Raw genomic sequence first — 25,117 nt, forward strand, 5'->3', positions numbered from 1 at the left:
CGCCCCAGGGCGCGAAGGCCCCCTCGGGGGGCAGCGAGGACACGCGAGTGCCGAGCGTGGGGGCGACATGCACCGCTGAGCTGCGCGTGCGTGGGCTGGCGGCCGGCTACCACGGCTTCCAGGTCATCCAGGGCCTCGATCTCGATGTGCTGCCCGGGATCACCGTCGTGCTGGGCCCCAACGGCGCCGGCAAGACCACGCTGCTCAAGGCGCTCGCCGGGCTGCTGCCGCGCGCGGGCGAAGTCCTGCTCGACGGCGCGGCACTGCCTTCGAACGATGCCACGACCTGCGTGCGCCAGGGCCTCGCGCTGGTCGCCGAAGGCCGGCAGCTCTTCCCGCAGATGAGCGTGACCGAGAACCTCGAACTCGGTGCCTGGCTCGCGCCCGCGCGGCTGCGCAGCGAGCGCCTGGCGCGTGCCTTCGAGGACTTCCCGCGCCTCGCGGAACGCGCCATGCAGCTGGCCGGCACCATGAGCGGCGGCGAGCAGCAGATGGTGGCGGTGGCGCGCGCGATGATGAGCGGCCCGCGCCTCTTGATGCTCGACGAGCCCTCGCTGGGCCTCGCGCCGCGCATGGTCGACGAGCTGCTAGCCATCGTGCGCCGCATCGCGGCCCAGGGCGTGACGGTGCTGATGGTCGAGCAGAACGTGCGCAAGGCGCTCATGGCCGCCGACCGCGGCTACGTGCTCGAACGCGGCCGCGTCGTCGCTTCGGGCGACGCGAAGACGCTGCTCCATTCCGACGTGATTCGCCAGGCCTACCTCGGCGTGGCCTGAACCCCTTTCCTTTCTGGAGGACCTTCGCATGACCGTCACCATTTCCATGCTCGTCGATGGCGAGCGCCGCTCGGCCGCGAGCGGCGCCACTTTCGAGCGCCGCAATCCGCTGGACGACAGCGTCGCCACCGTCGCGCCCGCGGCCACGCCCGCCGATGCGATCGCCGCGGTCGATGCCGCGGCGCAGGCCTTTGCAAGCTGGTCGCAGACCGGCCCCGGCGAGCGTCGCGCGTTGCTGCTGAAGGCCGCGCAGGCGCTCGAGGCGCGCACCGATGCCTTCGTGCAGGCCATGGCGCGCGAGACCGGCGCCTCGGCGATGTGGGCCGGCTTCAATGTCCATCTCGCGGCCGGCATCCTGGTCGAGGCCGCCGCATTGACCACGCAGATCGGCGGCGAGGTCATTCCCTCGGACGTACCGGGCAGCCTGGCGATGGGCGTGCGGCAGGCGGCCGGCGTGGTGATCGGCATCGCGCCGTGGAATGCGCCGGTGATTCTCGGCGTGCGCGCCATCGCGACGCCGCTGGCCTGCGGCAACACGGTGGTGTTGAAGGGCTCGGAGCTGTGCCCGCAGACGCATGCGCTGATTGTGGAAGCGCTCAACGAGGCCGCGCTGCCGCCCGGCGTGCTGAACTTCATCACCAATGCGCCGGCCGATGCGGGCGCCGTGGTCGAGGCCATGGTCGCGCACCCGGCGGTGCGACGCGTCAACTTCACCGGGTCGACCAAGGTCGGCCGGATCATTGCGCAGACCTGCGCCAAATACCTGAAGCCGGCGGTGCTCGAACTCGGCGGCAAGGCGCCGCTGGTGGTGCTGGACGATGCCGACATCGATGCGGCGGTGAACGCAGCCGCCTTCGGCGCTTTCGCCAACTCGGGCCAGATCTGCATGTCGACCGAACGCATCGTGGTCGACGCGGCCGTCGCCGACGAATTCGTCGCCAAGTTCGCGGCCAAGGCGCACAGTCTGCCGCTGGGCGATCCGCGCGAGGGGCCGGTGGTGCTCGGCTCGGTTGTCGACAAGAGCACGGTGGCGCGCTGCAACGCGCTCATCGACGACGCACTGGCCAAGGGCGCCACGCTGGTGTGCGGCGGCCGCGCCGACAGCACGCTGATGCCGGCCACGGTGCTCGACCATGTGACGCGCGAGATGCAGATCTACCGCGAGGAATCCTTCGGGCCGGTGAAGGCGGTCGTGCGCGTGCGCGGCGTCGAGGAGGCGGTCGCCACCGCCAACGACAACGAGTTCGGCCTCTCATCGGCCGTGTTCGGGCGCGACGTCGCGCGGGCCTGGAACGTGGCGCGCCGCATCGAGGCCGGCATCTGCCATGTAAACGGCCCCACGGTGCACGACGAGGCGCAGATGCCCTTCGGCGGCGTCAAGGCCTCGGGCTACGGGCGCTTCGGCGGCAAGGCCGGCGTGGAGGCTTTCACCGAGCTGCGCTGGCTCACGGTGCAGACCACGCCGCGGCATTACCCGTTCTAGGCTACGCGTCGTGTCGCCTGCGCTACCGGCTTGCGCGGGGGGCGGGGCTACGATGCGCTCCCGCAGACAAGCAGCAGGAGACACGCCCATGAGCAGCAGCACCCTCACCAACCGCCAGGTCCGCCTCGCCAAGCGCCCCGAAGGCGCGGCCACCCGCGACAACTGGCAGTTCACCACCGAGCCGGTCGGCGAGCCGGCCGAAGGCGGCGTCCTCGTCAAGACCCTGTCGCTCTCGCTCGACCCCGCGATGCGCGGCTGGATGAACGAGGCCAAGAGCTACATCCCGCCGGTCGAGATCGGCGCCGTCATGCGCGCCGGCGGCATCGGCCGCGTGACGGCCTCGCGCAACCCGGCCTTCGCGGTCGGCGACACGGTCTACGGCACGCTCGGCGTGCAGGAATACATCCTGATTCCGCAGGAGGACATCAAGCGCAACGGGCTCACCAAGATCGACCTGCGTGCGGGTTCGATCACCCAGTGGCTCAACGTGCTCGGCATGCCGGGCATGACCGGTTACTTCGGCCTGATGGACATCGGCCAACCGAAGCCCGGTGAGACGGTCGTCGTCTCGGGCGCCGCTGGAGCGGTCGGCCAGACGGTGGGCCAGCTCGCGAAGATCAAGGGCTGCCGCGCGGTCGGCATCGCCGGTGGCCAGGAGAAGTGCGACTGGGTGGTGAAGGAGCTCGGCTTCGATGCCTGCATCGACTACAAGGCCGGCCCCTCGGCCGTGCGCGACGGCCTGAAGGCCCATTGCCCCAAGGGCATCGATATCTACTTCGACAACGTCGGCGGCGAGATCCTCGACGCCGCGCTGGCGCGGCTCGCGCGCGGCGCGCGCATCATCATCTGCGGCGCGATCAGCCAGTACAACAACGCCAACAGCGCACCCGCGCAGGGCCCGAAGAACTACCTGAGCCTGCTGGTGAACCGGGCGCGCATGCAGGGCATGGTGGTGTTCGACTATGCCGACCGCTACCACCTGGCCGTGGCCGAGATGGCGGTCTACCTGAAGGACGGCCGCATGAAGAGCCGCGAGGACGTGGTCGAAGGCATCGACACCTTCCCGGAAGCGTTGACGCGCCTGTTCACGGGCCAGAATTTCGGCAAGCTGGTGCTCCAGGTCGCAGACTGACTCTTCCTAGCGTGCGCGAGTGCCCATGACCGCCGCGGAGATGATCAGGGCGGCCGCGAGCGCGATGCTCCAGCTCAGCGGCCGCGCCGTGACCACCAGCAGCAGCGCCGTCGACGCCAGCGGCGTGATGTAGCTCAGGATGCCGATCTGGCGCACGTCGCCGCGCTTGAGCGCCATGTCCCAGAGGAAGAAGGCCGCGCCCAGCGGGCCGAGGCCACACAGCGCGACCAGCAGCCAGTCGCGCGAAGTGAGGGCCGCGGCCGGCTCCAGCAGCGCGTGGCACAAGAGCGAAAGCGCGCCCGACACCAGGCCGAAGAGCCCGATGGCCGCGGTCGGGAACGCGGGCACGCGCCGCGTCCACAGCGAATAGCTGGCCCAGATGAAGGCCGAGCCCAGGGCCGGCGCAAAGCCCCAGTAGGCGCTGCCGGCCGAGGCCGCGCCAGCGCCGCGCGTGCCGAGGATCGCGATGGCGGCGCCCGCGAAGCCCAGCAGGGCCGCGACCACATGCAGCGGCCGCAGCCACACGCCCGGCAGCAGCGCCGGCGCCAGCACGACCATGAAGAGCGGCCACAGGTAGTTGACCAGGTTGGCCTCCACCGGCGGCGCGTGCCGCAGCGCGATGAAGAGCAGGAAGTGGAAGCCGAACAGCCCGTAGACGCCCAGCGCCAGCGTGCGCGGCGGGACTGTCCAGGCCCGGCGGTCGCGCAGCACGGCGGGCCAGCTCATGACGCTGCCGATCATCAGCGCGAGCCCGGTCAGGAGGAAGGGCGGCAGGTGCGAGAGTGAAGTGCCCAGCGAGGCGAGCGTGCCCCAGAGGGCGATGGCGGCGAGTGCGTACAGCGTGGCGGACATGCGCTCGAGCTTAAGCGGCGCGATCGTCGCGCAACGACGGTTCGTCGTCGAGCAATGACGGCGTTTCAGCTCTTTCGCAGGGCGGCAGTGAGCGCCGAAGGCGAACGGTAGCCCGTGCGCCGCGCGGTCTCCGCGACGCTCATGCCACCGCTGCGCAACTGCCGCGCCTGCAGCAGGCGCTGGCTTCGCAGCCATTGCATCGCAGCTACACCCTGCTCGTCGCGGCAGCGCTGGGCGAACTGACTGGGGCTCAGGCACGCGACCGCCGCGAGGTCGGCGACGCTCAAGGGCCGATGCCAGCGCGCCTGCGCCCACGCGGCGAGGGCCGGCCAGTCGATGGCGCGCCTGCGGCCGTTCGGCACCACGGGCCCCCAGGCCTCCAGCAGCAGCGCCGGCGCATGGTGCAGCGCGGCCGCGGGCGGCGAAGCCTGCGTCACGCACAGCGCCAGGTAGCGCGCCAGGGAGAGCAGCTGCGGTGTCATCGGCGAGCGTCCCGCGCACTGCGCCCACAGGTCCTGCGTGGTGTCGAGCACGAGGCAGCGGCTGCCGGCGCGCGATTCGAAGTCGTGCCGGTCGCCGGGTGTCACCACCCAGCCCTCGCCCGCGCCGATGCGTCGGCCGCGTCCCTCGATCTCCAGGTCCAGCACGCCATCGAGCCCGACCAGCACCTGGAAATGGTCGTGCGCATGGCTGCCGCGCGAGGCGCCATAGCGCCGCAGCGAAAGACCGTGCGGAGGCGACGAGGACGTGCTGTTGAACTGCATGAACGGGGCGCCGATTGTCCTCCCGTTCAGCCGGCCGAGCGCTGCAGCCGCATGGTGAGCGAGAAGCGATCCGCGGGGTGGACGGTGACCGTGACGTCGATCGTTTCGCCGCCGGCATCGAGGTAGCGGCGCACGATCTGCAGGGCCGCCGAGCCGGTTTCCACGCCCAACTGCCGCGCCATCGCCGCGGGCACTTCCAGCGCCTGCAGCTGCTGCACGATCTCGACCACGCGCCGGCCGTACTGCTGCTCGATCAAGGTGCTGACCAGCGTCTCCGGCGAATCGCGAACCCGCTCCACCAGGTCGGTGTAGGCCGGGTCCATGTACAGGTCGGTCCAGCAGATCGGCAGCTCGGGCTGCTCTTCGTCCATCCGCAGGCTGGAGATGCGCAGCCACGCCGTTCCTTCCGCGCAGCCGAGCAGGCGCGCCAGGGCGCCCTTGGCCTCGACCGTCTCGACCTCGCGCACCACCCGCACGTGCGTCGCTCCGAACTGCACCACGTCCTCGACCGAGGCCAGCGACTGTTGGAAGCCGACCTGCGGCGTTGCCGACTCCACGCGCGTGCCGACGTTCTTGCGGCGCGATACCAGGCCCAGTTGCTGCAGTTCCTGCAACGCGGCGCGCACCGTGTGCCGGCTGGTCTTGTAGTGGTCGCGCAGCTCCAGTTCGGTCGGCAGCAGCGTGCCTACGGGGTAGTGGCCCGAAGTGATGCCTTCCTTGAGGTGTCGCGCGATATCGGAGAAGCGGGGCTTGTTCATCGTGGGCGTGATTCTGAGGCTCAGGGTTAACACCGAGTTGTGATTATGTTCGGACATATTAAAGTTAAATATGTCCGAACATATGAAGGTCCACATGTCCTCTTCATCCATGCCGATGGCCAGCACCGTCGTCGATTCGATCCTGTTCCGCGACGCCTTCGGCACCGCGAAGATGCGCTCGCTCTTCTCCGACCGCGCATTGATCCAGCGCTACATCGATGCCGAGGTCGCGCTCGCGAAGGCCGAGGCACGCGTCGGCGTGATCCCGCAGGAGGCGGCCGAAACGATCGCGCGCGAATCCACCATCGAGCGCATCGACTTCGACCACATGCGCGAGGAGACCGACATCGTCGGCTACCCGATCCTGCCGCTGGTGCATCAACTGGTGGCAATGTGCGGCGAGGCCGGCCGCTATGTGCACTGGGGCGCGACCACGCAGGACATCATGGACACCGCGGTGGCGCTGCAGGTGCGCGATGCGCTCGACAGCATCGACGCCGACATTCGCGAATTGCGCGCCATCCTGGCCGGGCTCGCGAAGAAGCACCGCGACACGCCGATGGCCGGCCGCACCCACCTGCAGCAGGCCCTGCCTGTGACCTTCGGCTACAAGGTCGCGATCTGGCTCGCGATGTTCGATCGCCACCAGCAGCGCCTGGCCGAGCTGCGCCCGCGCGTCGCGCTGGTCGAGTTCGCCGGCGCCGCGGGCACGCTGGCCTCGCTCGGTGACAAGGGTTTCGAAGTCCAGCAGGCGATGGCCGAAGAGCTCGGCCTGGGCGTGCCGGCCACCACCTGGCATGTGGCACGCGACGGCTTCGCCGAGGCGGTGAACCTGCTGGCGCTCGTGACCGGCTCGCTCGGCAAGATCGCGCTCGACATCATGATCATGGCCTCGACCGAGTTCGCCGAGGTCTACGAGCCCTTCGTCAAGGGACGCGGCGCCAGCAGCACGATGCCGCAGAAGCGCAACCCGATCTCCAGCGAACTGATGCTGGCCGCATCGAAAGCGGTGCGGCAGCACGCCGGGCTGATGGTCGATGCGATGGTGCAGGACTTCGAGCGCGCCACCGGCCCATGGCATGCCGAGTGGATCGCGATTCCCGAGAGCTTCATCCTCACGGCGGGTGCGCTGCACCAGGCCAAGTTCGCGCTCGGCGGCCTGGTCGTCGATGCCGAACGCATGAAGCACAACCTCGGCATCAGCCGCGGCCTGATCGTGGCCGAGGCGGTGATGATGGGCCTGGCGCCCCACACCGGCCGCCAGCACGCGCATGACCTCGTCTACGACGCCTGCCGCACGGTGAACGAGAAGGGCGGCACGCTGGCCGAGGCGCTGGCCGCGCTGCCCGAAGTCACGAAGCACCTCGACCGCGCCGCGATCGACCGCCTGACCGATCCCGCCAACTACCTCGGCCTCGCGCCGCAGATGGTGGACCGCGCGCTTGCGCTGTCTGCGAAGGCGCAGCACTGAATTCTCCCGACCCCACCCTTCATTCCATTCCAGGAGACATGAGCATGCGTTTCATCAAGACTCTTCTGTGCGCGCTCGCGGCCGCCGCCGCCGTGGGTGCCGCGCACGCCCAGGCCTACCCCGCCAAGCCGATCACGTGGATCGTGCCCTTTGCCGCGGGCGGCCCGACCGACGCGCTGGCGCGCAGCATCGCCGAGCGCGTGGCGCGCGAGGTCGGCCAGCCGATCGTGATCGACAACGCGCCCGGCGCAGGCGGCACCATCGGTGCAGCCAAGGCCGCGCGCGCCGCGCCCGACGGCTACACCATGCTGGTCGGCCACATGGGCTACATGGGCGCCGCGCCGGCACTCTACAAGAAGTTGAACTACGACCCGGTGAAGGACTTCGAGCCCGTGTTCCGCTTTCCCGATACGCCGCTGGTGCTGATGGTGCGCAAGGAGCATCCGGCCAGGAACATCGAGGGGCTGATCGACTTTGGCAGGAAGAATCCTGACAAGCTCTTCATCAGCAACGCCGGCGTGGGTTCCAGCTCGCACCTGATCGCGGCGCTGGTCGCGAGTGCGGCCGGCATCAAGGTCACGCTGGTGCCGTACAAGGGCGCGGGGCCGGCGCTGGTGGACGTGATCGGCGGCCAGGTCGACGGCATCTTCGACCAGACCAACACGGCGCTGCCGCAGATCACCGAGTCCAAGGTGCGTGCGCTCGCCGTCACCTCGAAGGTGCGCCTGCCGCAGTTGAAGGACGTGCCCACGCTGGCCGAGACCGTGCTGCCCGGCTTCGAGGCGTCGACCTGGTACGGCATCTACGCGCCCAAGGGAACGCCCAAGGCCGCGCTCGACAAGGTCCAGCAGGCCTATCTGAAGGTCATGACGGACAAGACCTTCACCGACAAGATGAGCGCGCAGGCGATCCAGATGCTGCCGACCGAGCAGTACACCGGCGCCGCGCTGGGCAAGCACACCGAGGCGGAGGTGGCGCGCTGGAAAGCGGTCGCGGCCAAGACCAACATCTCGCTGGACTGAACCCCATGTCGGCCCTGCGAGTGGAGCACGATGCCTTCGGTCCGGTCGAGATTCCGGCCGACCGCTACTGGGGCGCGCAAACGCAGCGCGCACTGGGAGTATTCGAGATCGGCGAGGAGCGCTTCCCCGCCTGCCTGATCCATGCCTTCGGCTTGCAGAAGATGGCCGCCGCGCGCGCCAACCTGCGCTGCGGCGCGCTCGACGCCGCGTTGGCGCAGAAGATCGTCGCCGCCGCCGAAGAGCTGCGCGTCGGCCGCTTCGACGATCACTTCCCGCTCACCGTCTGGCAAACAGGGTCGGGCACGCAAACCAACATGAACGCGAACGAGGTGATCGCGAACCGCGCCAACGAGTTGCTGGGCCAGCCGCTGGGCACACGCGCGCCGGTGCATCCCAACGACCACGTCAACGCATCGCAATCGTCCAACGACAGCTTCCCGACCGTGATGCACCTGGCGGCGCTGCTGGAACTCACGCATCGGTTGCGGCCCGCGTTGATGCTGTTGCGTCAACGGCTGGACGAGCGCGCCGCGGCCTTCGCCGACGTGCTGAAGATCGCGCGCACGCACCTGATGGATGCGGTGCCGATGACCATGGGCCAGGCCTTCGATGCCTTCGCCCGCCAGATCGGCCACGGCATCGACCGCATCGACGCCACGCTGCCGCGCCTGTGCCTGCTGGCGCAGGGCGGCACCGCGGCCGGCACCGGGCTCAATGCACCGCTGGGCTTCGATGCCGCCTTCTGCGAGGAGCTGAACGCGTTGACCGGCATGGCCTTTGCGCCCAATCCCAGCAAGTTCGAAGGCATGGCGGCGCACGACACGCTGGTCGAGGTCTCGGGCGCGCTCAACGTCGTCGCGGCTTCGCTGGTCAAGATCGCCAACGACATCCGCCTGCTCGGCTCGGGGCCGCGCTGCGGGCTGGGCGAACTCGTGATTCCGGACGACGGGCTGACCAGTTCGATCATGCCGGGCAAGCGCAATCCGACGATCGCTGAAGTGGTGGTGCAAGCGAGCCTGCAGGTGATGGGCAACCACGTCACCATCACGATGGCTGGCGCGTCAGGGAACTTCGAGCTCAACGTTGCCAAGCCGGTGCTGATCCACAACCTGCTGCAGTCGATCCGCGTGCTGGCCGACAGCGCCCGCGTGTTCTCCGAGCGTATGGTGAAGGACATCGAGGTGGACAGGCCGCGCCTTGCCGCCCATGTCGACCATGCGCTGCTGCTGGTCACCGCGCTCAATCCTGTGCTGGGTTACGACCGGGTCGCGCAGATCACGAAGACCGCGCTCGAACGGAACATCAGCCCGCGGGATGCGGCCGTCGCGCTGGGCTTCCTGAGCGCCGCGGACTACGACCGGCTGGTTGATCCGTCGGCGATGGCCGGGCTTCCAGGCAAGCCGGTGGCTAGCCGAGCCTGAGCAGCAGTGCCGAAGCGGCGCACACCAGCAGGAGGGGGATGCTGATGCGATGGAACTCGCGCAGTCCGTGCGGCACCTTGGCCAGGCGCAAGGCGATCAGGTTGGCCAGCGACCCCAGCACGCAGCCGAAGCCGCCGACGCTGACGCCGGCCGCCAGCGCCGGCAGGTCGTGCACGTAGTGCTCCAGCAGGATGGCCGCCGGCACGTTGCTGATGAACTGCGAGGCGAGGATCGCGGCGAGGTAGGCACGCCAGCCCTCGGCGATAGTCCATTGGCCGAGCAGCGATGCGACGGCGGGCAGCTCGGCCAGCTGGCGCAGGTCGACGAACATCAGCGCGATGATCGCGAGCAGCGCCCAGTCGACGCCGAGCAGCACGCGCGGGCGCAGCAGCAGGAAGGCACCGAACACCACAGCCAGCCCGGCCGTGAGCCAATGGCGATCGAGCGCGATCACGAAGCCGATGAAGAGCAGGGCAGACAACACAAGCAGCCGCGGCTGCATGGGCGCCGCATCGCCGGCCGGCTTGAGTAGGATCGGCGCGCGCGGCACCAGGAAGCGGATGGCGAGGAAGAGCCAGAACAGCATCAGCGCCACGGTCGGCGCCATCATGCCCATGAAGCCGACGAAGCTCTCGCCCGAGCGATGCCAGAGAAAGAGGTTCTGCGGATTGCCGATCGGCGTGAGCGCGGAGCCCGCGTTGACGGCCAGCGCTTCCAGCACCACCAGCCGCGCCAGCGGCAGATGCGCCTGCGCCGCCAGCACGCGCGTGAGCGGCACCAGCAGGAACAGGCTCACGTCGTTGGTGACCAGCGCCGAGAGCAGCGCCGCGCTCGCGGTGAGCAGAAAGACCAGGCTTCGCAGCTCGGCGGTGCGCGACAGCAGCCGCGCGGCGGCGGCCTGCAGCATCCCGCTCTTCTCCACGCCCCGGGTGATGACGAGCAGGCCGGCGAGCGCGCCGATGGTCTGCCAGTCGACCAATCGCAGGTAGTCCGCCGGCGCACGCGGCCGTGCGATAGCGAACCCGATGGCGACCAGCGCCAGCACCCACAGCAGCGTGTTGCCGCCGCCGTGCACCGGCTCGGCTTCAGCGTGCTGTATCGCGCTCACGCAGCTCGCGCTTGAGCACCTTGCCGATCGCGCTGCGCGGAAGCTCGTCGATGAGCTGCAGGCGCGCGAGGCGCTGGGTCTTGCCGAGCTGCCCATTGGCCCATTGCAGCAGCGCGTCGGCGCCGGTGTCGTCGCCGGCGCGCCGCACCACGAAGGCCACCGGCGTCTCGCCCCATTGCACGGACGGCACGCCGATCACCGCGACATCGGCCACCGCCGCATGGCCGCGCAACACCGCCTCGAGATCGCTCGGGTAGATGTTGAAGCCGCCGCTGATGATCATGTCCTTCTTGCGATCGAAGAGCGTGAGGAAGCCTTCGTCGTCGAAGCGCCCGACATCGCCGGTGCGGATGAATCGCTTGCCCGCGGGATCGAACCATTCGGCCTCGCGCGTCTTCTCCGGCTGGCGGTGGTAGCCGACCATCATGCCGGCCGAATGGCCCACCACTTCGCCGGCCTCGCCGGGTGCAACTTCACGACCGCTTTCGTCGATCAACCGGATGTCGCTGCCCTCGGCCGGCTGGCCGACCGTGTGCAGCTTGTCCGGGTGCAGGTGCGCCTCGAGGATGCAGGTGCCGCCGCCCTCGGTCATGCCGTAGAACTCGATCAGGCCGCCGGGCCAGCGCTTCAGCACGTCGGCCTTCAGCGCCGCGTTGAAAGGCGCGCTGGTGCTGAACTTGAAGCGGAAGCTCGAGAGATCGTGCGCATCGAAGGCCGGATGCGCCATCAGGCGCTGGTACTGCACCGGCACCAGCATCGTGTGCGTCACGCGATGCTGCTCGGCCAGTTTCAGATAGCCGGCCGCGTCGAACTTCGGCATCAGGATCACGCAGCCGCCGTACGCGATGGTCGGAAAGAACACCACCAGCGTGGTGTTGGAGTAGAGCGGCGTCGACAGCAGCGTCACCGTGCCGCGCCCGTATTCGTACTTCGCGCCGCGCCGCACATGGGCCCAGCGCATGCCGTGGCCCTGCACGATGCCCTTGGGCTCGCCGGTGGTGCCCGAGGAATAGATGATGTTGAAGGGCCAGGCGGGCTCCGGCTCGACGGCCGCGGGCCGCTTACCGGCCGGCGCGAGCCAGGCTTCGAGCGCGCGAGCGGCCGCGCAGCCGTCGAGCGCGATGCGCGGGACGCCTGCTGCTGCCGCATCGCCGATCACTTCGGCCGCGGCCGCATCGACGAAGAGGATGCGCGCCTCGGCGTCCTCGATCATCCGCGCCAGGCTGGCGGGGGTGGAGCCGGGCGCCAGCGGCGCGACCGCGACGCCGGCGCGCAGGGCGCCTAGGAACACGGCCGCGTAGTTCACGCTCGACGCGGCACAGACCGCGATCGCATCGCCTGCGCGCAGGCCGTCGCGTTGAAGGCCGGCCGCGATGCGGTCCATTAGCGCGTCGAGCGCGCCGTAGCTCAGCGTGCGTGCCGGATCGACGAGGGCGGGCCGCTCGGGCGATTCATGCGCATGAAATCGGACCTGTTCGGCGATCACTCCGAAGTCGCGGTTCATCGCCGCCTGGAAGTCGGTCATACGTGGTGAGAAGGATGTGGCACGCACAGGATACCGAAGTCCTGGCGGCCAAGGATGCCAACGGCAGGAGGTGATCGGACGCCGGCTTCGGCATCCGCCGCCTCAGCGGTCCGTCTCTCGATACCAGTAGGTCCGTTTGCGTACGTTCTTGATCGGGATGACCGGCTTTTGCGCCCCCAGGCCGGACTTGCCGTCGGCGCCGGAGCCACCGCCGCCGCCGATCAGGAAGGGCAGCTGGCGGTCCGTGCCGCCGACGTTGACCGTGACGATGCCGAAGACGGGCGATGGCGCCAGCCCGCCGCCGTCGAGCACACGGAAGCTCGAAGCGCCGGTGAGGAAGTTCACCGAATAGCTGCGTGCCGTGCCGAGATTGGCCTGGCAAGTGGTGCTGCTGGGAACGATGGGCTGGTTGGTGCCGAAGTAGACCAGGCCGCCGACGGTCGTCGGCGCGTTCACGCCTTTTTCTCCAGCGCCGGCCAGGGTGACGTAGAAGCCGTTGAGCGAGCCGTCGTACGGAATCGTGTTGGTGGCCTTGAACAGCGCCGTCGGCGCGAGGTCGGCGCTGCTGCTGGTGTCGTCGCGCACCGGCGTCCAGCCGCTCGCGCTCATGCCGACCTTGGTGTCCTTGATCATGTAGAAGCGGTTCACGATGCCGTTGGCCTTGTGGGTCAGCAGCGGGTGCTCCCGGTCACCGGTGATGTCGAGCACCACGTCGTAGGTCTTCGTCAGCACCACGTCCGGCGGAAAGAAGAACTTGCGCTTGGTGGCGCCGCTTCCGCCCAGAGCGGCGAGGTGGGTGGCCTGCCAGGTGCTCACGTCGCCGCTGCCGGTGGGCTGAAGGTCCACGCGCCAGATGTTGCCGCCGGTATCGGCCGCATAGAGCCGGTCGATGAGGCCATCGAAGTCGCGATCCACCAGCGTGACGTCGGCGGGGATCGAGTAAGTCATCTCGGCCAGCTTGCAAGGGTTGCCCGTGCAGCTGCTGCCTGCGCCGCCCGGGCCGGCCTGCCACAGCACGTTGCCGGTCACCGCGTCGACGATGAAGATCCCGCGGCCCATGGTGTCGGCGTTGGGCGGCTCGACATCCTCGTTGGTGTCGTAGCCCGCACCGAAGATCAGCACCGGGTTGGCATTGCCCTTGATCATTGCCACCTTCGGCTGGGACCATGTCTGCCCGAGTTCCGCGAAGTTTGTGTCGGCATTGCTGCGCTTCCACATGAACTTGGGGTTCGTGGGATCGCTCACGTCGAGCGCATAGAGCAGGCGGCCGCCGCGGCGTGCCGAGAGGAAGATGTAGGCTTTCCCGGTGGCGCTGTTCTGGTAGACGCTGGGTGCGCCGTCGAAGAAGTAGTTCTTCGGGGTGCCGGTGGTCAAGGTGCCCAGCTTCAGGGTCGGACTGTTTTCGTAGAGCCGCTGCAGGCCCGGGTAGAACTCCGAGGGCACGAAGCTCCACAACTCGCCGCCCGGCGGGATGCTGGTGGTGGCGCCGGTAGCGTCCTTCATGGTGAGGGCGCAGGTCGACGACACCGTGCAGTTGCCCTTGGGCTTGCTGGTGTCGGTGGGGTTGTTCGGCTGATTGCCGTTGATGGCGCGGAACATGCCGTCGTTGGCGCCGTAGAACACCACCACGCCTGTCGTGCCGCCGTAGTTGATCACCGCAGGGCGGGAATGCAGGACGTCGCCGTGCACCGAGCCGCGGATCTTGATGCTGGCGTCGGGCGGGCTGCTCGATTCCCGGCCCGCTGCGGCGTCGCCGGCCGCGTAGGTGTCTTCCCCGCGTACCCAGTTGATCAGGTTGGCCGGGGTCACCTTGCTGTCCGTGATGCCCAGGGCCGTCGAGCTGAGATTCGTGTTGTCGGCCTTGAAGGGCATCGTGCTCAAGGCCGCATTGGCGCTGCAACCGGTGCCGATGCAGGTAAATACGTTGCGCGCGGTGGTGGGCGTCGTGACGGCCGCGGTGGCCGAATAGCTGTCTGTCAGGTACTTGAGCCGAATCTGTTGCCCGACGCCACCCTTCTCGACGACCTGCCCATCCTCCCAGTCGTACCCGTCCTTGGCGCCTTGCTCCTTGAAGGCGTTGAGCCAGAAGCCGCCCTGGGAGTCGGGCAGGGAAGCGATGGACTTGGAGGTCCAGAAGCTCACTGCCGACGGCGAGATGAAGCCCGTGCCCGCTGCGCTCAGTGCCCGGTTGGCGTTGGTGCCGATCGAGTACGTGCCCCAGGAGGCGTCGGCGAGGAACAACTGCGGCGCCGTCGGGTCGCTGATGTCGACGCCGAACTGGTATTGCTTGAGGTTGCCCTGCCAGCGCGGGTTGACGTCGCCGTCGGGGCGGAACATGCCCATGTAGATCTGGTTGAGGTAGGTGCCTTGCGTGTTGGCGCTCACCGGCAGCACCGGTGCCGCGAACACGCTGTTGACGGCCTGCACCTCGTTGAAGACCTGGCCGATGGCGTCGATCAGGGCCTGGACGTTTCCGAGCTCGACCAGGAAATACTTTCCGCCACCCTGGTTGGCCATGCTGACCATGAGCTGTTCGTAGTCGGGATTGCTGCCATCGCTGAGGATGATGGTGTAGGTCGTGATCCCCGGGTACGTTGTCGCAAGATTGGGCGAGCTGCCCGTGTACATGAAGTTCGCCCATTCGTCCGCATAGTCGCTGCGGTACTTGCCGGAGGCCGTCTTGGAGGAAAGCTGCGACTTCCAGCCCGGCAGCGCCAATTGCGCAGGCAGTGCGCTCAGGCCTGCTGCGGTCTGCAAGGCCGTGCCGCCCAGGTTGCCGCCGTCCTGCGGCTTCTGGTTGCTGGTGGCGAGCGTGATGTAGAGAACGAAGTTCCTGCCGCAGGCTTGCTGGTTCGCCAGCCCCGGGTAGCTGGTGCCCGAGAGGCCGGTCTTGCCCTGGTAGAAGGCCCACGCTTCCTGCATCGCCTGCGCGATCTGGTTGTTGTTGCCCTTGTCGTCGCTGAGACTCAGCGCCTCGATGCGCCGCAGCATCTTGCCGACGCCCTTGCTGTTGTCGGAGCTGGCGCCGTCCATGAGAAGCAGCGAGCCGGGCGCCGGCGATGCGGCGGGCAGGACGAAGGTGCCGCCGTCGGTGGGGCCCCCCGGGAAGTACATCAAGCCCAGATTGATGTTGCCGTTGAGTGCGGCGTTGCTCCCGATCTTGGAGACCGCGCTGTGCAGGCCGCATTGTTCGAAGCCGAGGTTCTTGTTCGGGTCGTTGACCGTCAGGGATGGGCATGTGAAGCTCGAACTGGCACTGGCCGCCGCCGCGTTGTCGAGAATGATCAGCATGTTCGGGGCGCCACCGCCGGATGTGCCCTGGTAGATGTCGATGTCCTCGGCCCGTACCGCGGCGCTGGCCAGGGTCAGCAGGGCCAAGGCACCCAGTTGCGAAAATTGTGAGGGGCGCATCGGTCCTACTCCTGATTGATCAGCATGCGGCGCCAACGGCCACGCGCACGGCGATGCCCTGGTGCACGGTCGGGGCCGACTCCGTGCTCCCGGGCGGCGTGGCGGTGGCATTGACTTCCCAGTTCGAGTTCGAGCACAGCGAATTGCCGCTCGCGCCCGAGCCGACGATGCCCGTGTTCTGCGAAGCGCCGCTGGCATAGCAGGGCTGGTCGTCCGTGTTGGTGGCGTCCAGCTCGCTCAGCTTGATCGGCTTGACACCAGTGCAAAGTGGCGCCGGCACTTCGACGGTGTAGGCCGAGCCGGCCTGGCCGCTGTTGTTGATGTCTATCACCGACGTGCTGGGCGTCGGCAGCGAAGTGAAGTCGGTGCTGATCGTGCTCTCGATCGCCTGCTGCGCCGCCGCGCCGGCCTCCTTCTGGGTCTGCATGTTGCCGACCAGCTTGGTGTTGACGTTGACGGCCTTGATGGACGAAACGACGATCAGCGTGATCACCATCAGAAAGATCATCGAGACCAGCAAGGTGGCGCCTGCCTGCATGCGCGGCGCGGCGCTGCGCCTGGAGCGGTTCATGGTGTTTCCCTCTGGCCGGAGCTGTTGTACAGGCGCGCGACCGTGCTGTAGACGTGGCGCTTGATGCCGTCGTTGAAGGGGCCTGCGGTCGGCGCGGCCAGCCCCATGCCGTAGGTTCTGGCGTCCGTCCAGCCGCCGCTGGGCTCGGTATTGCGCGCCAGCACGTGAATGCGAATGGCCATCACGTTGGCCCAGTTGGTCGTCGCCACGGTCCAGTCGTAGGCCGGCGTGGTTTGCGGGCACACCGCGACGGCGATTTCCGTCGCCGGCGGGCTGGCCGGATTGCTGGTGTAGCAGTCCGGGGAGCCGTTGGCGTCCATGTCGATTCCGTAGTCGAGCTGCAGGTTCTCGATGCCTTCGACCAGCGGGGTGATCTTCATCTCGCCGTTCAGGTACTCGGCCATCTTGAGGGTGGGAATGGTGTCGGTGCCGCACACATTGCAGGTGCTCACGAAGTACACGTGCTGCACGATCTTGCGCAGTGGCGCAAGATTGCTCGGCAGACAGCTCTTCTGCATCAGCGGGAAGCTGGCCGCAGAGGCGCCGGCTGCAGCCGCAAAGGGCAGCGTGTCGTTCGAGCAGGTGGAAACCTGCAGGTAGGCCTCGGCCGCGACTGCCGACGCGGGACTCACGACGTTGGTGCTGACGCGCGTGACGATCAACATGGCGGTGCCCGCCATGACATTGCTGATGCAGCTCGGCGTGCTGCTCAGTCCGTAGATCGGCAGGGGAACAGTGGAGGTGCCCGGGCTCGTCATTGCAAAGTAGCCGAGGGCGGCGACGTTCGTGGGGCAGGCCACCGGTGCCACGGTCGCGAAAGCGGTGCTCGAGGAAGCGCCGACGAAACCGGCCATCTGGATGTCTTCACTGAGCACCTGGAGTGCGTAGCGGCCGTTTTCGATCTGGCGCCCGGTCTTGTCGAGCTCGGAGCGCGAGCCCACGGTCGAGACCAGCAAGCTGATCAGGCCGATCATCAGGAACAGGCCGAGCGTGATGGCCACCATCAGCTCGACCAGCGTGAAGCCGCGGTTGTGCCGCCGGTAGCCGGAATGCATGCGCGCTCTCACGACAACGCCCCGATCCGCACCTTGGTCGTAACCACCCGGTGCAACTTCTCGTCGCCGTAGGCTCCGTTACCGCAGGGAAACGCGGTGCTGCCATCGGTCAGGGTCGGCGCGGCCGTCTTGACCAGGCCTTGCCACGACACGGCGATCAGATAGATGTTGTTGGCGGCATCGTCGAGGGTCACGCAGCCGATCGCTCCGATCATGGCGCCGAGTTTGGCGCCCGACTGGGTTTCGGCCTGGCCATTGATCAAGTCTTTCCAGGCCGTGAGATCGGCAGCAACCTGGGTTTGCTGCTGCACGTTGCCGGCGGTGCAGGCCGGCACGGTGGTGCTGGTCGCGCTCAACTGCACGCCGGTGGCGCCATTCGAATAGCAGCTCGCGACCTTCCGGTTCGCATTGAGGCGATCGGCCATGTCCTGCACGAGCTGCAAGGCCTTGATCCGCTGGTAGGCCTCCATCTCGGCAACGTTGGCGCGGCTGCTCACGCCTGCCAGGCCGAGCAACCCGAAGAGCAGGATCACCAGCGTGATCAGGACTTCGATCAGTGCGACCCCATGCTGGGGGGCGGCCATGCGGCACGCGCGAGCCGGAATGCGCGGCGGCATCTAGCAAGCCCCCATGCTGCTGCTTGGCAGGCCACTCAGCCCGATGGAGATGCAGCGCGAATTGACGCCTGCCATGGCGGGCGACGGCGCGATGGTGAACTTGGTGCTCGTGGTCACGGTGCGGCCGTCCTTGCCATAGGTGATGACGTCAAGGTCGCTCGAGTCGCTGATGGCGAGGTTCTTGAAGGCCTGCTGGCTGTGGAAGACGTTGGTACCTTCCTTCACTGTCCAGCCTTCATCCCAGGCGCCGCCTGTCTTCGTCAGATCGACGCTGCGATTGCGGGTCACGGCTTCGCTGCGAGCGAGCGTGAGCGCCGCCATCAAGTCGAAGGAAACGTTGCGGATGCGCTGGTTCGCAACGAAGGCGCGAAACGAGGGCAGCGCAAGAGCAGCGAGGACGCCCATCACCGTGATCACGGTGACCAGTTCGATCAGGGTGAAGCCGCGCACGTGGCGGCGCGTGCGGCGACGGCTTACCAGCATCCCGGAGCTCCGCTGGTGCCAGACGCGCCCTTCGCTCCCGCTTCGTCGATGGTCAGATTCGCGCAGGCGGAGTCCCTGGCGAGCTGACCGCCGATCGGCGTGGCGGTGATCGTGAATCCCGGCAGTGTCGTGCCGGTCTTGGGGGCCGTCGCGATGGTGTAGTTGGACGACACATTCGACGGAGGTGGATAGTTCAACGCAGCCAGATTCGGGGCGTAGATCCGCGCGTCCAAAAGGTAGCGCTGCTGCAGGTTGCTGAGCTCGAGCATGTAGCCCTGGGCGGCCGATCGATTAGAACGAACGATGTAATTGGTGTACGAGGGATAGGCGATCGCTGCCAGGATGGCGACGATCGCCACCGTCACCATCAACTCGATCAGGGTGAAGCCACGCGATTGCCGTCGCCCATTGCAGCGCGCACGCCGGCTTGGCAGCGTGAATGCAGTCGACGGCAGTTCCAGAAACTGATGCATGGAGGCCAATCCCTTCGAGCGCCCAGAAATTTCAAAACGTGACTGTATGGTAACAATGTGAAAAATTCACATTCGACGATCGCTCATGCGCGAGAAGGCTTTTCGCGCACAAGTTCACGCCTGGGCAGGGCCAGTGAAGGCGCAGCCTTCGGGGCCTGCCAAATGGACGAAAAACGAGGCGCGCACGCACAGGCCACGGCGCACGCGATCTGCTCGCGCCTCGAGAATCCGCAGTGGGTTTTTTACGTTGAGCAGGCCGAGTGCGCAAGGCACTTGCTGGCACTGGCGTGTGAGGCGTGTGCGCTCGCGCGCTGAAGCCCCCGGGCAGGCTTGCGCCCGAGGCCTAGACCCCGGCCGCGTGGGCCTGCTGGTCGGCGTGGTAGCTGCTGCGCACCATCGCGCCGACCGCCGCATGGCTGAAGCCCATCTTGTAGGCCTCTTCCTCGAACATCTTGAAGGTGTCCGGGTGCACGTAGCGGCGCACCGGCAGGTGGCTGCTGCTGGGCGCAAGGTACTGGCCGATGGTCAGCATGTCGATGTCGTGCGCGCGCATGTCGCGCATGACCTGCAGGATCTCTTCGTCGGTTTCTCCGAGGCCGACCATGATGCCGCTCTTGGTCGGCACCTCGGGATGCAGGGCCTTGAACTTCTTCAAGAGGTTGAGGCTGAACTGGTAGTCGCTGCCCGGGCGCGCTTCCTTGTAGAGGCGCGGCGCGGTCTCGAGGTTGTGGTTCATCACGTCGGGCGGCGCGGCCTTGAGGATCTCGAGCGCGCGGTCGTCGCGGCCGCGGAAGTCGGGCACCAGGATCTCGATCTGGGTTTGCGGCGAGAGCTCGCGGATGTTGCGGATGCAGTCGACGAAGTGCTGGCTGCCGCCGTCGCGCAGGTCGTCGCGGTCGACGCTGGTGATCACCACGTACTTGAGGCGCAGCTTGGCGATGGTCTTCGCGAGGTTGAGCGGCTCGTCCTTGTCCAGCGGATCGGGCCGGCCGTGGCCGACGTCGCAGAAGGGGCAGCGCCGTGTGCACTTGTCGCCCATGATCATGAAGGTGGCCGTGCCGTTGCCGAAGCACTCGCCGATGTTGGGGCAGGAGGCTTCCTCGCACACCGTGTGCAGGTTGCTCTCGCGCAGGATCTGCTTGATCTCGTAGAAGCGGGTGGTCGGGCTGCCGGCCCTGACGCGGATCCAGTCGGGCTTCTTGAGCACTTCGCCCTGCTGGATCACCTTGACGGGGATGCGCGACAGCTTGGCCGCGGCCTTCTGCTTGGCCAGGGGGTTGTAGCTTTCGGGACCTTGGGCATCGCGGACGACTTCGAGGGTGCTCATGGCTTCTCTTGAGTGGGGCTCAAGGCGCGAGGTAGGCGGCCAGCTTGTTGGCCAGCACCTGCGCGGCTTCGTCCCAGGTTGTTTGAACGCCGATTGTAGAAAGATCGACGGTTTCGAGCCCTGCGTAGCCGCAGGGGTTGATGCGCGAGAAGGGTTCCAGGTCCATCGCGACGTTGAGCGCGACGCCGTGGTAGGTGCAATGGCGGCTGACCTTGATGCCCAGCGCGGCGATCTTGCCCAGGCCGCGGAAGGGGTCGGCGGGTTGCGTCGGGCCGGTCAGTGCGGCATGCGAAAACGGGTCGTCAAGCCGCACATAGATACCCGGCGCGCCGCCCACGCGGTGGCCGGTGACGCCGAAGTGCGCCAGCGTGCGGATCACTGACTCCTCGATGCGAAAGACGTATTCCTTCACGTAGTAGCCGGCGCGCCGCAGATCGACCAGCGGATAAGCCACCACCTGGCCGGGGCCGTGGTAGGTCACCTGGCCGCCGCGGTCGGTCTGCACGACGGGGATGTCGCCGGGGTTCAGCACATGGTCGGCCTTGCCCGCCAGGCCCTGGGTGTAGACCGGAGGGTGCTCGCAGATCCAGAGCGTATCGGTGGTGTCGGGCGTGCGCTCCCGCGTCGCCTGCTGCATCGCCGCGTAGGTCGGCGCGTAGGCGACGCGGCCGAGCCACACGGCCTCGAGCGCTTTGCTCAGAGCACCACCTTGACCATCGGATGCGCGGACAGCGCCATGTAGATGGCGTCGAGCTGCTCGCGGCTGGTGGCAGTGACGGTGATGGTCACGCCGAGGTAGTTGCCGGCCTTGCTGTTGCGCAGTTCGATGGTGCTGGCGTCGAAGTTCGGATCGAACTGCTCGGCGATCAGCGTGACCGCATGCACGAAGCCATCGGCCTTGACGCCCATGACCTTGATCGGAAACTGCGAGGGGTACTCGATCAGCGACTCCTTGCGTGCGTCGATCGGTGGGGTGTCGGGGGCTGTGCTCATGCAGGAACTCCTTGCTCTTGTGCGCTGCGCTCGATGGCCCTCTGGTAGCCCGCATGCAGCGCCTGGAAGACCGGGCCGGGACGCCCCGATCCGATCGTCTGGCCGTCGAGCGTGACCACCGGCAGCACTTCCTTGCTGGCCGAGGACAGCAGCAGTTCGTCGGCGCCGAAGACTTCGTCGCGTGCAATGCGGCGCAGCGAGAAGGGGATGTCCGCCTCGGCGCAGATGCGCTCGATCAACCCGTAGCGGATGCCGGCCAGCACCAGCTCGTCCTTGGGCGGTCCATAGACCGTGCCGTCCTTCACCACCCAGACGTTGCTCGACGAGGCCTCGCTGAGCCAGTCGCCGCGGAACATGATGGTCTCGGCCGCGCCGGCCTCGACGCTGATCTGCCGCGCCAGCACCGCGCCCAGCAGGCTGGTGCTCTTGATGTGGGCTTTCTGCCAGCGGAAGTCGTGTGCGCTCACGCAAGCGACGCCCCTGGCGCGCGCCGCATCGGACACCGGCTTCATCGGGTTCAGCATGACGAAGACGGTGGGCACGAGACCCTGCACCATCGCATGCTCGCGCGGGGCCACGCCGCGCGTGACCTGGATGTAGATGGCCTGCACGGCCGCGCGCTCGGAAGGCGGGCTGGCCTCGACGAGACGCATCGCAATCGCGTGCCACTGCCCATGCGTCAACGGATTGGCGATGCGCAGCTCGCCCAGCGAGCGGTCCAGCCGCGCCATGTGTTCCTCGAAGCAGAAAGGCACGCCGCCATAGACCGGCACCACTTCATAGACGCCGTCGCCGAAGATGAAGCCGCGGTCGAGCACGCTGACCTTGGTGTCGGAGAGCGGCGCGTAGCTGCCGTCGAGGTAGCAGAGGGAGTCGGGGAGGGCGTCGGCGATCGGGTGCATAAGAGATTATGGTGGGGGCACTCCCGTGCTTTCCAACGTCTCGCGCTTGCCGCAGCGCGGGGCAAGGATGTTTTGCGAGCTCGGCCCGGAACATGGCGGAGAGCCATGGGTTTTTACTTATAATCAATGGCTTTGTAGAAATTCTGGGTCGTCATCCGGGCTTCATTCGAAATGAAAACAATCGCCCGCGATGTGAGAGACAGGGAAGTCCGAGAGGACGCTCAAGACCCGGATGCTGACTTCAAGCCGTTGACCGCCGAAGAGGCCCAGCGGCTGCGCGAAAAGAAGCCGTCGATCTCGCCCTGGCGCGTGATCGCGGTTCAGGTCGGAGCGGGGCTGCTGGTGGCGTTGGCCGCCTGGGGCCTGACAGGGAGGCAAAATCTGGGGTGGTCCGCCGGATACGGCGCACTGGCAGTGGTCATTCCCGCTGCGGTGTTCGCGCGGGGGCTCACCGGAAGGTTCTCTTCCCTGAATCCGGGCACTGCGGTGTTCGGATTCTTTTTGTGGGAAATGGTCAAGATGGCCTTGACGGTGGCGATGCTGATCGCCGCGCCAAGGCTGGTAACGGCGCTGAGCTGGCCGGCGATGCTGGTGGGCTTGGTGGTGACAATGAAGGCGGCGTGGGTGGCGGTGATGCTGGCTCCCAGGCGCTTGAAACTTAAAGACGAGTAACGGATGGCTGCTGAAAACGCTGCGGAACATGGTCAGACCGCTGGTGAATACATCGTTCACCACTTGACGCATCTTCAGAGCTCCAAGCCGGCAGGTGTTGCCGACTTCTCGGTTTTCAACTTCGACTCCCTGTTCTTCTCGATCCTGCTCGGCGTGCTGGGCTGCTGGGTGCTGTGGTTGGCCGCGCGCAAGGCGACCTCGGGCGTCCCGGGCCGCTTCCAGGCCGCGGTCGAGATCCTGATCGAAGTGGTCGACCAGCAGGCCAAGGGCATCGTCCACAACGCCAACAGCCGCAAGTTCGTCGCGCCGCTGGCGCTGACCATCTTCGTGTGGATCTTCATGCTCAATGCGATGGACCTGTTCCCGGTCGATCTGTTCCCGGCGATCTGGGGCTGGATCTTCGGCGTGGCCGGCGGCGACCCGCATCATGCCTACCTGCGCGTCGTTCCCACCGCCGACCTGTCGGTCGCCATGGGCATGTCGGTCTCGGTGCTGCTGATCTGTCTCTTCTACAACATCAAGATCAAGGGCCTCGGCGGCTGGATTCACGAGCTGTTCACCGCGCCCTTCGGCAATCACTGGGCGCTCTACCCCTTCAACTTTGCGATGCAGCTGATCGAGTTCATCGCCAAGACTGTGTCGCACGGCATGCGTCTGTTCGGCAACATGTACGCCGGCGAACTGATCTTCCTGCTCATCGCACTGATGGGCGGCGCCTGGACGCTGTCGGCCACGGGCGTGTTCCTGGCGCTGGGCCACATCATCGCGGGCACCGCGTGGGCCATCTTCCACATCCTGATCATCACGCTGCAGGCCTTCGTGTTCATGATGCTGGCGTTGGTGTACGTGGGCCAGGCGCACGATCACCACTGATCCGCTCTTTTAGTTTTTCGTTTTTTCTTTTCTCTTCAACCAAAGTCCTCTAGGAGTCATCATGGAAGTTATTAGCTTTGTTGCACTGGCCGCCGGCCTGATCATCGGTCTGGGCGCTGTGGGCGCATGTATCGGCATCGGCATCATGGGCAGCAAGTACCTCGAGTCGGCCGCACGCCAACCCGAGCTCATGGGCGAACTCCAAACCAAGATGTTCCTGCTGGCCGGTCTGATCGACGCCGCGTTCATTATCGGTACCGGTATCGCGCTGTGGTTCGCAACGGCCAACCCGTTCCTCTCGCAAATCGCCAACCTGCCGAAGTAATCGGGTCCAGGCTTTCTCGTCGAACCCCTGTCGTTCCTCGGGGAGCGGCTTCGGATTCAATCCCACAGAGAGGGTAAAAAGTGAGCATTACCGGTACCCTGATCGTCCAGATGATCGTGTTCCTGATTCTTGTCGGGTTCACGATGAAGTTCGTGTGGCCGCCGATCGCCAAGGCGCTGGATGAGCGTGCCCAGAAGATCGCCGATGGCCTGGCTGCTGCCGACAAGGCCAAGGCCGCGCTGTCCGATGCGGACAAGCGGGTGGAAGTCGAACTGGGCAAGGCGCGCAACGAGTCCGCGCAACGTCTTGCCGATGCCGAACGTCGTGCGCAGGCCATCGTTGAAGAGGCCAAGGCCCGTGCCACGGAAGAAGGCAACAAGATCGTCGTCGCCGCTCGCGCCGAAGCCGAGCAGCAGGCCGTGAAGGCGCGCGAGGTGCTGCGCGAGCAGGTTGCCGCGCTGGCCGTCAAGGGCGCCGAGCAGATCCTGCGCAAGGAAGTGAATCCGGCCGTGCACGCCGATTTGCTCGCCCGCCTGCAGACCGAACTCTGATCAAAGCCATGGCAGAACTCGCCACCATTGCACGTCCCTACGCCGAAGCGCTTTTCAAGGCGTCGTCGTCGGACCTGGCAGGCGCCGGCGCCTGGCTCGAAAAAGTCGCCGCCATCGCCGCCAGCCCGGAGCTCCAGCAGTTCGCGGACAACCCCAAGGTCACGCCCGAGCAGGTGCTGGACGTGATCGCCGGCGCGTACGGCTCGGCGCTGCCGCCCGCCGCCAACAACTTCCTGATGGCCCTGCTCGAGAACGGGCGCTTTTCCGCGCTGCCGGAAATCGCGAAGCAGTTCCGGGCCCTGGCGAATGCGCAAAGCGGTTCGTCCGATGCCGTGGTGTACAGCGCCTTCCCGATTGATGCCACGGCGCTGAATGGCGTTGCTGCGGCGCTCGAGAAGCGCTTCGGCCGCAAGCTGCAGGTCACGGTCCAGCAGGAGCCGGCACTGATCGGCGGCATTCGTGTGGTGGTCGGCGACGAGGTGCTCGACACTTCCGTCAAAGCGCGCCTTGAACAAATGAAAGTTGCGCTGGCAGCCTGAGGCCGCCAGCCCC

26 protein-coding genes are annotated in these 25,117 nt (G+C 67.1%); 11 read left to right on the top strand and 15 right to left on the bottom strand.

Going from position 1 to position 25,117, the window contains the following annotated elements; genetic code table 11:
* The first annotated feature begins 56 nt into the window (after window positions 1-56).
* The 3 genes from BLS74_RS09280 (at window position 57) to BLS74_RS09290 (ending at window position 3,391) form a co-directional block, all read left to right on the top strand.
* Window positions 57-776 (top strand): ABC transporter ATP-binding protein, encoded by a 720-nt coding sequence (locus BLS74_RS09280; RefSeq protein ID WP_093105428.1) that lies wholly within the window; start codon window positions 57-59, stop codon window positions 774-776.
* Window positions 777-804: 28 nt separating this feature from the next.
* Window positions 805-2,259, top strand: coding sequence for an aldehyde dehydrogenase (locus tag BLS74_RS09285; RefSeq protein WP_093104815.1), 1,455 nt, complete (start codon window positions 805-807; stop codon window positions 2,257-2,259).
* A gap of 88 nt (window positions 2,260-2,347) precedes the next feature.
* On the top strand, window positions 2,348-3,391 hold the full coding sequence (locus tag BLS74_RS09290; protein ID WP_093104817.1) for an NADP-dependent oxidoreductase: 1,044 nt from the start codon (window positions 2,348-2,350) through the stop codon (window positions 3,389-3,391).
* Between the two features lie 6 nt (window positions 3,392-3,397).
* Here BLS74_RS09290 and BLS74_RS09295 read toward each other — a convergent pair whose 3' ends face one another.
* The 3 genes from BLS74_RS09295 to BLS74_RS09305 all read right to left on the bottom strand — a co-directional run bounded on the left by BLS74_RS09295 (window position 3,398) and on the right by BLS74_RS09305 (window position 5,765).
* A complete protein-coding gene (locus tag BLS74_RS09295) occupies window positions 3,398-4,243 on the bottom strand; it encodes a DMT family transporter (RefSeq protein ID WP_093104820.1) in 846 nt (281 codons plus the stop codon).
* 65 nt (window positions 4,244-4,308) lie between these two features.
* Entirely contained in the window at window positions 4,309-5,007 is a 699-nt protein-coding gene (locus BLS74_RS09300) for a helix-turn-helix domain-containing protein (RefSeq protein ID WP_093104823.1), read from the bottom strand.
* Between the two features lie 26 nt (window positions 5,008-5,033).
* On the bottom strand, window positions 5,034-5,765 hold the full coding sequence (locus tag BLS74_RS09305; RefSeq protein WP_093104825.1) for a GntR family transcriptional regulator: 732 nt from the start codon (window positions 5,763-5,765) through the stop codon (window positions 5,034-5,036).
* Window positions 5,766-5,859: 94 nt separating this feature from the next.
* Between BLS74_RS09305 and pcaB the strand changes: the two genes are divergently transcribed.
* The 3 genes from pcaB to BLS74_RS09320 are packed head-to-tail and all read left to right on the top strand — an operon-like array spanning window position 5,860 to window position 9,679.
* On the top strand, window positions 5,860-7,236 hold the full coding sequence (gene pcaB / locus BLS74_RS09310; protein ID WP_093104828.1) for a 3-carboxy-cis,cis-muconate cycloisomerase: 1,377 nt from the start codon (window positions 5,860-5,862) through the stop codon (window positions 7,234-7,236).
* Between the two features lie 44 nt (window positions 7,237-7,280).
* Window positions 7,281-8,258: a tripartite tricarboxylate transporter substrate binding protein BugD gene (locus BLS74_RS09315; RefSeq protein ID WP_093105431.1), complete on the top strand. Its 978-nt coding sequence runs from the start codon at window positions 7,281-7,283 to the stop codon at window positions 8,256-8,258.
* A 5-nt stretch (window positions 8,259-8,263) separates the two neighbouring features.
* Complete coding sequence (locus BLS74_RS09320; protein WP_093104831.1) at window positions 8,264-9,679, top strand: class II fumarate hydratase; 1,416 nt, start codon at window positions 8,264-8,266, stop codon at window positions 9,677-9,679.
* Here the strand turns inward: BLS74_RS09320 and BLS74_RS09325 are convergent.
* From BLS74_RS09325 to BLS74_RS09380, 12 genes are all read right to left on the bottom strand, one after another.
* Entirely contained in the window at window positions 9,666-10,787 is a 1,122-nt protein-coding gene (locus tag BLS74_RS09325; RefSeq protein WP_093104833.1) for an SLC13 family permease, read from the bottom strand. The genes BLS74_RS09320 and BLS74_RS09325 overlap by 14 nt on opposite strands.
* Complete coding sequence (locus BLS74_RS09330) at window positions 10,765-12,291, bottom strand: class I adenylate-forming enzyme family protein (RefSeq protein WP_093105433.1); 1,527 nt, start codon at window positions 12,289-12,291, stop codon at window positions 10,765-10,767. The genes BLS74_RS09325 and BLS74_RS09330 overlap by 23 nt, the downstream gene beginning before the upstream one ends.
* Before the next feature lie 123 nt (window positions 12,292-12,414).
* Complete coding sequence (locus BLS74_RS09335) at window positions 12,415-15,723, bottom strand: pilus assembly protein (protein WP_093104836.1); 3,309 nt, start codon at window positions 15,721-15,723, stop codon at window positions 12,415-12,417.
* 19 nt (window positions 15,724-15,742) lie between these two features.
* The gene (locus tag BLS74_RS09340; protein WP_139191661.1) at window positions 15,743-16,294 is read right to left on the bottom strand and encodes a pilus assembly PilX family protein; all 552 of its coding nucleotides are present in this window, start codon (window positions 16,292-16,294) and stop codon (window positions 15,743-15,745) included.
* Window positions 16,291-17,349 carry a PilW family protein gene (locus BLS74_RS09345; RefSeq protein WP_093104843.1) on the bottom strand — a complete coding sequence of 353 codons (1,059 nt, stop codon included), beginning with the start codon at window positions 17,347-17,349 and terminating at the stop codon, window positions 16,291-16,293. The genes BLS74_RS09340 and BLS74_RS09345 overlap by 4 nt, the downstream gene beginning before the upstream one ends.
* Window positions 17,350-17,357: 8 nt before the next feature.
* Window positions 17,358-17,933: a type IV pilus modification protein PilV gene (pilV, locus tag BLS74_RS09350; RefSeq protein WP_093105436.1), complete on the bottom strand. Its 576-nt coding sequence runs from the start codon at window positions 17,931-17,933 to the stop codon at window positions 17,358-17,360.
* A gap of 33 nt (window positions 17,934-17,966) precedes the next feature.
* Entirely contained in the window at window positions 17,967-18,449 is a 483-nt protein-coding gene (locus BLS74_RS09355) for a GspH/FimT family pseudopilin (protein ID WP_093104846.1), read from the bottom strand.
* A complete protein-coding gene (locus BLS74_RS09360; protein ID WP_093104849.1) occupies window positions 18,440-18,922 on the bottom strand; it encodes a type IV pilin protein in 483 nt (160 codons plus the stop codon). The genes BLS74_RS09355 and BLS74_RS09360 overlap by 10 nt, the downstream gene beginning before the upstream one ends.
* A gap of 343 nt (window positions 18,923-19,265) precedes the next feature.
* Window positions 19,266-20,249, bottom strand: coding sequence for a lipoyl synthase (gene lipA, locus BLS74_RS09365; RefSeq protein WP_093104852.1), 984 nt, complete (start codon window positions 20,247-20,249; stop codon window positions 19,266-19,268).
* Between the two features lie 19 nt (window positions 20,250-20,268).
* Window positions 20,269-20,949: a lipoyl(octanoyl) transferase LipB gene (gene lipB / locus BLS74_RS09370; protein ID WP_093105438.1), complete on the bottom strand. Its 681-nt coding sequence runs from the start codon at window positions 20,947-20,949 to the stop codon at window positions 20,269-20,271.
* On the bottom strand, window positions 20,946-21,242 hold the full coding sequence (locus tag BLS74_RS09375) for a YbeD family protein (RefSeq protein WP_093104854.1): 297 nt from the start codon (window positions 21,240-21,242) through the stop codon (window positions 20,946-20,948). The genes lipB and BLS74_RS09375 overlap by 4 nt, the downstream gene beginning before the upstream one ends.
* Window positions 21,239-22,144 (bottom strand): aminotransferase class IV, encoded by a 906-nt coding sequence (locus tag BLS74_RS09380; protein ID WP_093104857.1) that lies wholly within the window; start codon window positions 22,142-22,144, stop codon window positions 21,239-21,241. Before BLS74_RS09380 ends, BLS74_RS09375 begins: the two co-directional genes overlap by 4 nt.
* A gap of 171 nt (window positions 22,145-22,315) precedes the next feature.
* On the opposite strand from BLS74_RS09380, the gene BLS74_RS09385 reads away from it, so the two are divergent.
* The 5 genes from BLS74_RS09385 (at window position 22,316) to BLS74_RS09405 (ending at window position 25,104) form a co-directional block, all read left to right on the top strand.
* Window positions 22,316-22,816, top strand: a complete 501-nt coding sequence (locus BLS74_RS09385; RefSeq protein ID WP_093104861.1) for an ATP synthase subunit I — start codon at window positions 22,316-22,318, stop codon at window positions 22,814-22,816.
* Between the two features lie 3 nt (window positions 22,817-22,819).
* Entirely contained in the window at window positions 22,820-23,689 is an 870-nt protein-coding gene (atpB, locus tag BLS74_RS09390) for a F0F1 ATP synthase subunit A (protein WP_093104864.1), read from the top strand.
* 58 nt (window positions 23,690-23,747) lie between these two features.
* Window positions 23,748-24,014, top strand: a complete 267-nt coding sequence (gene atpE, locus BLS74_RS09395; RefSeq protein WP_170855569.1) for a F0F1 ATP synthase subunit C — start codon at window positions 23,748-23,750, stop codon at window positions 24,012-24,014.
* Between the two features lie 80 nt (window positions 24,015-24,094).
* Window positions 24,095-24,565, top strand: coding sequence for a F0F1 ATP synthase subunit B (locus BLS74_RS09400; protein ID WP_093104866.1), 471 nt, complete (start codon window positions 24,095-24,097; stop codon window positions 24,563-24,565).
* Window positions 24,566-24,573: 8 nt separating this feature from the next.
* Window positions 24,574-25,104 (top strand): F0F1 ATP synthase subunit delta, encoded by a 531-nt coding sequence (locus BLS74_RS09405; protein WP_093104868.1) that lies wholly within the window; start codon window positions 24,574-24,576, stop codon window positions 25,102-25,104.
* The last annotated feature ends 13 nt before the right edge of the window (window positions 25,105-25,117 follow it).

Origin of the sequence: Variovorax sp. CF079 (assembly GCF_900101545.1) — a bacterium.
Lineage (GTDB): Bacteria > Pseudomonadota > Gammaproteobacteria > Burkholderiales > Burkholderiaceae_C > Variovorax.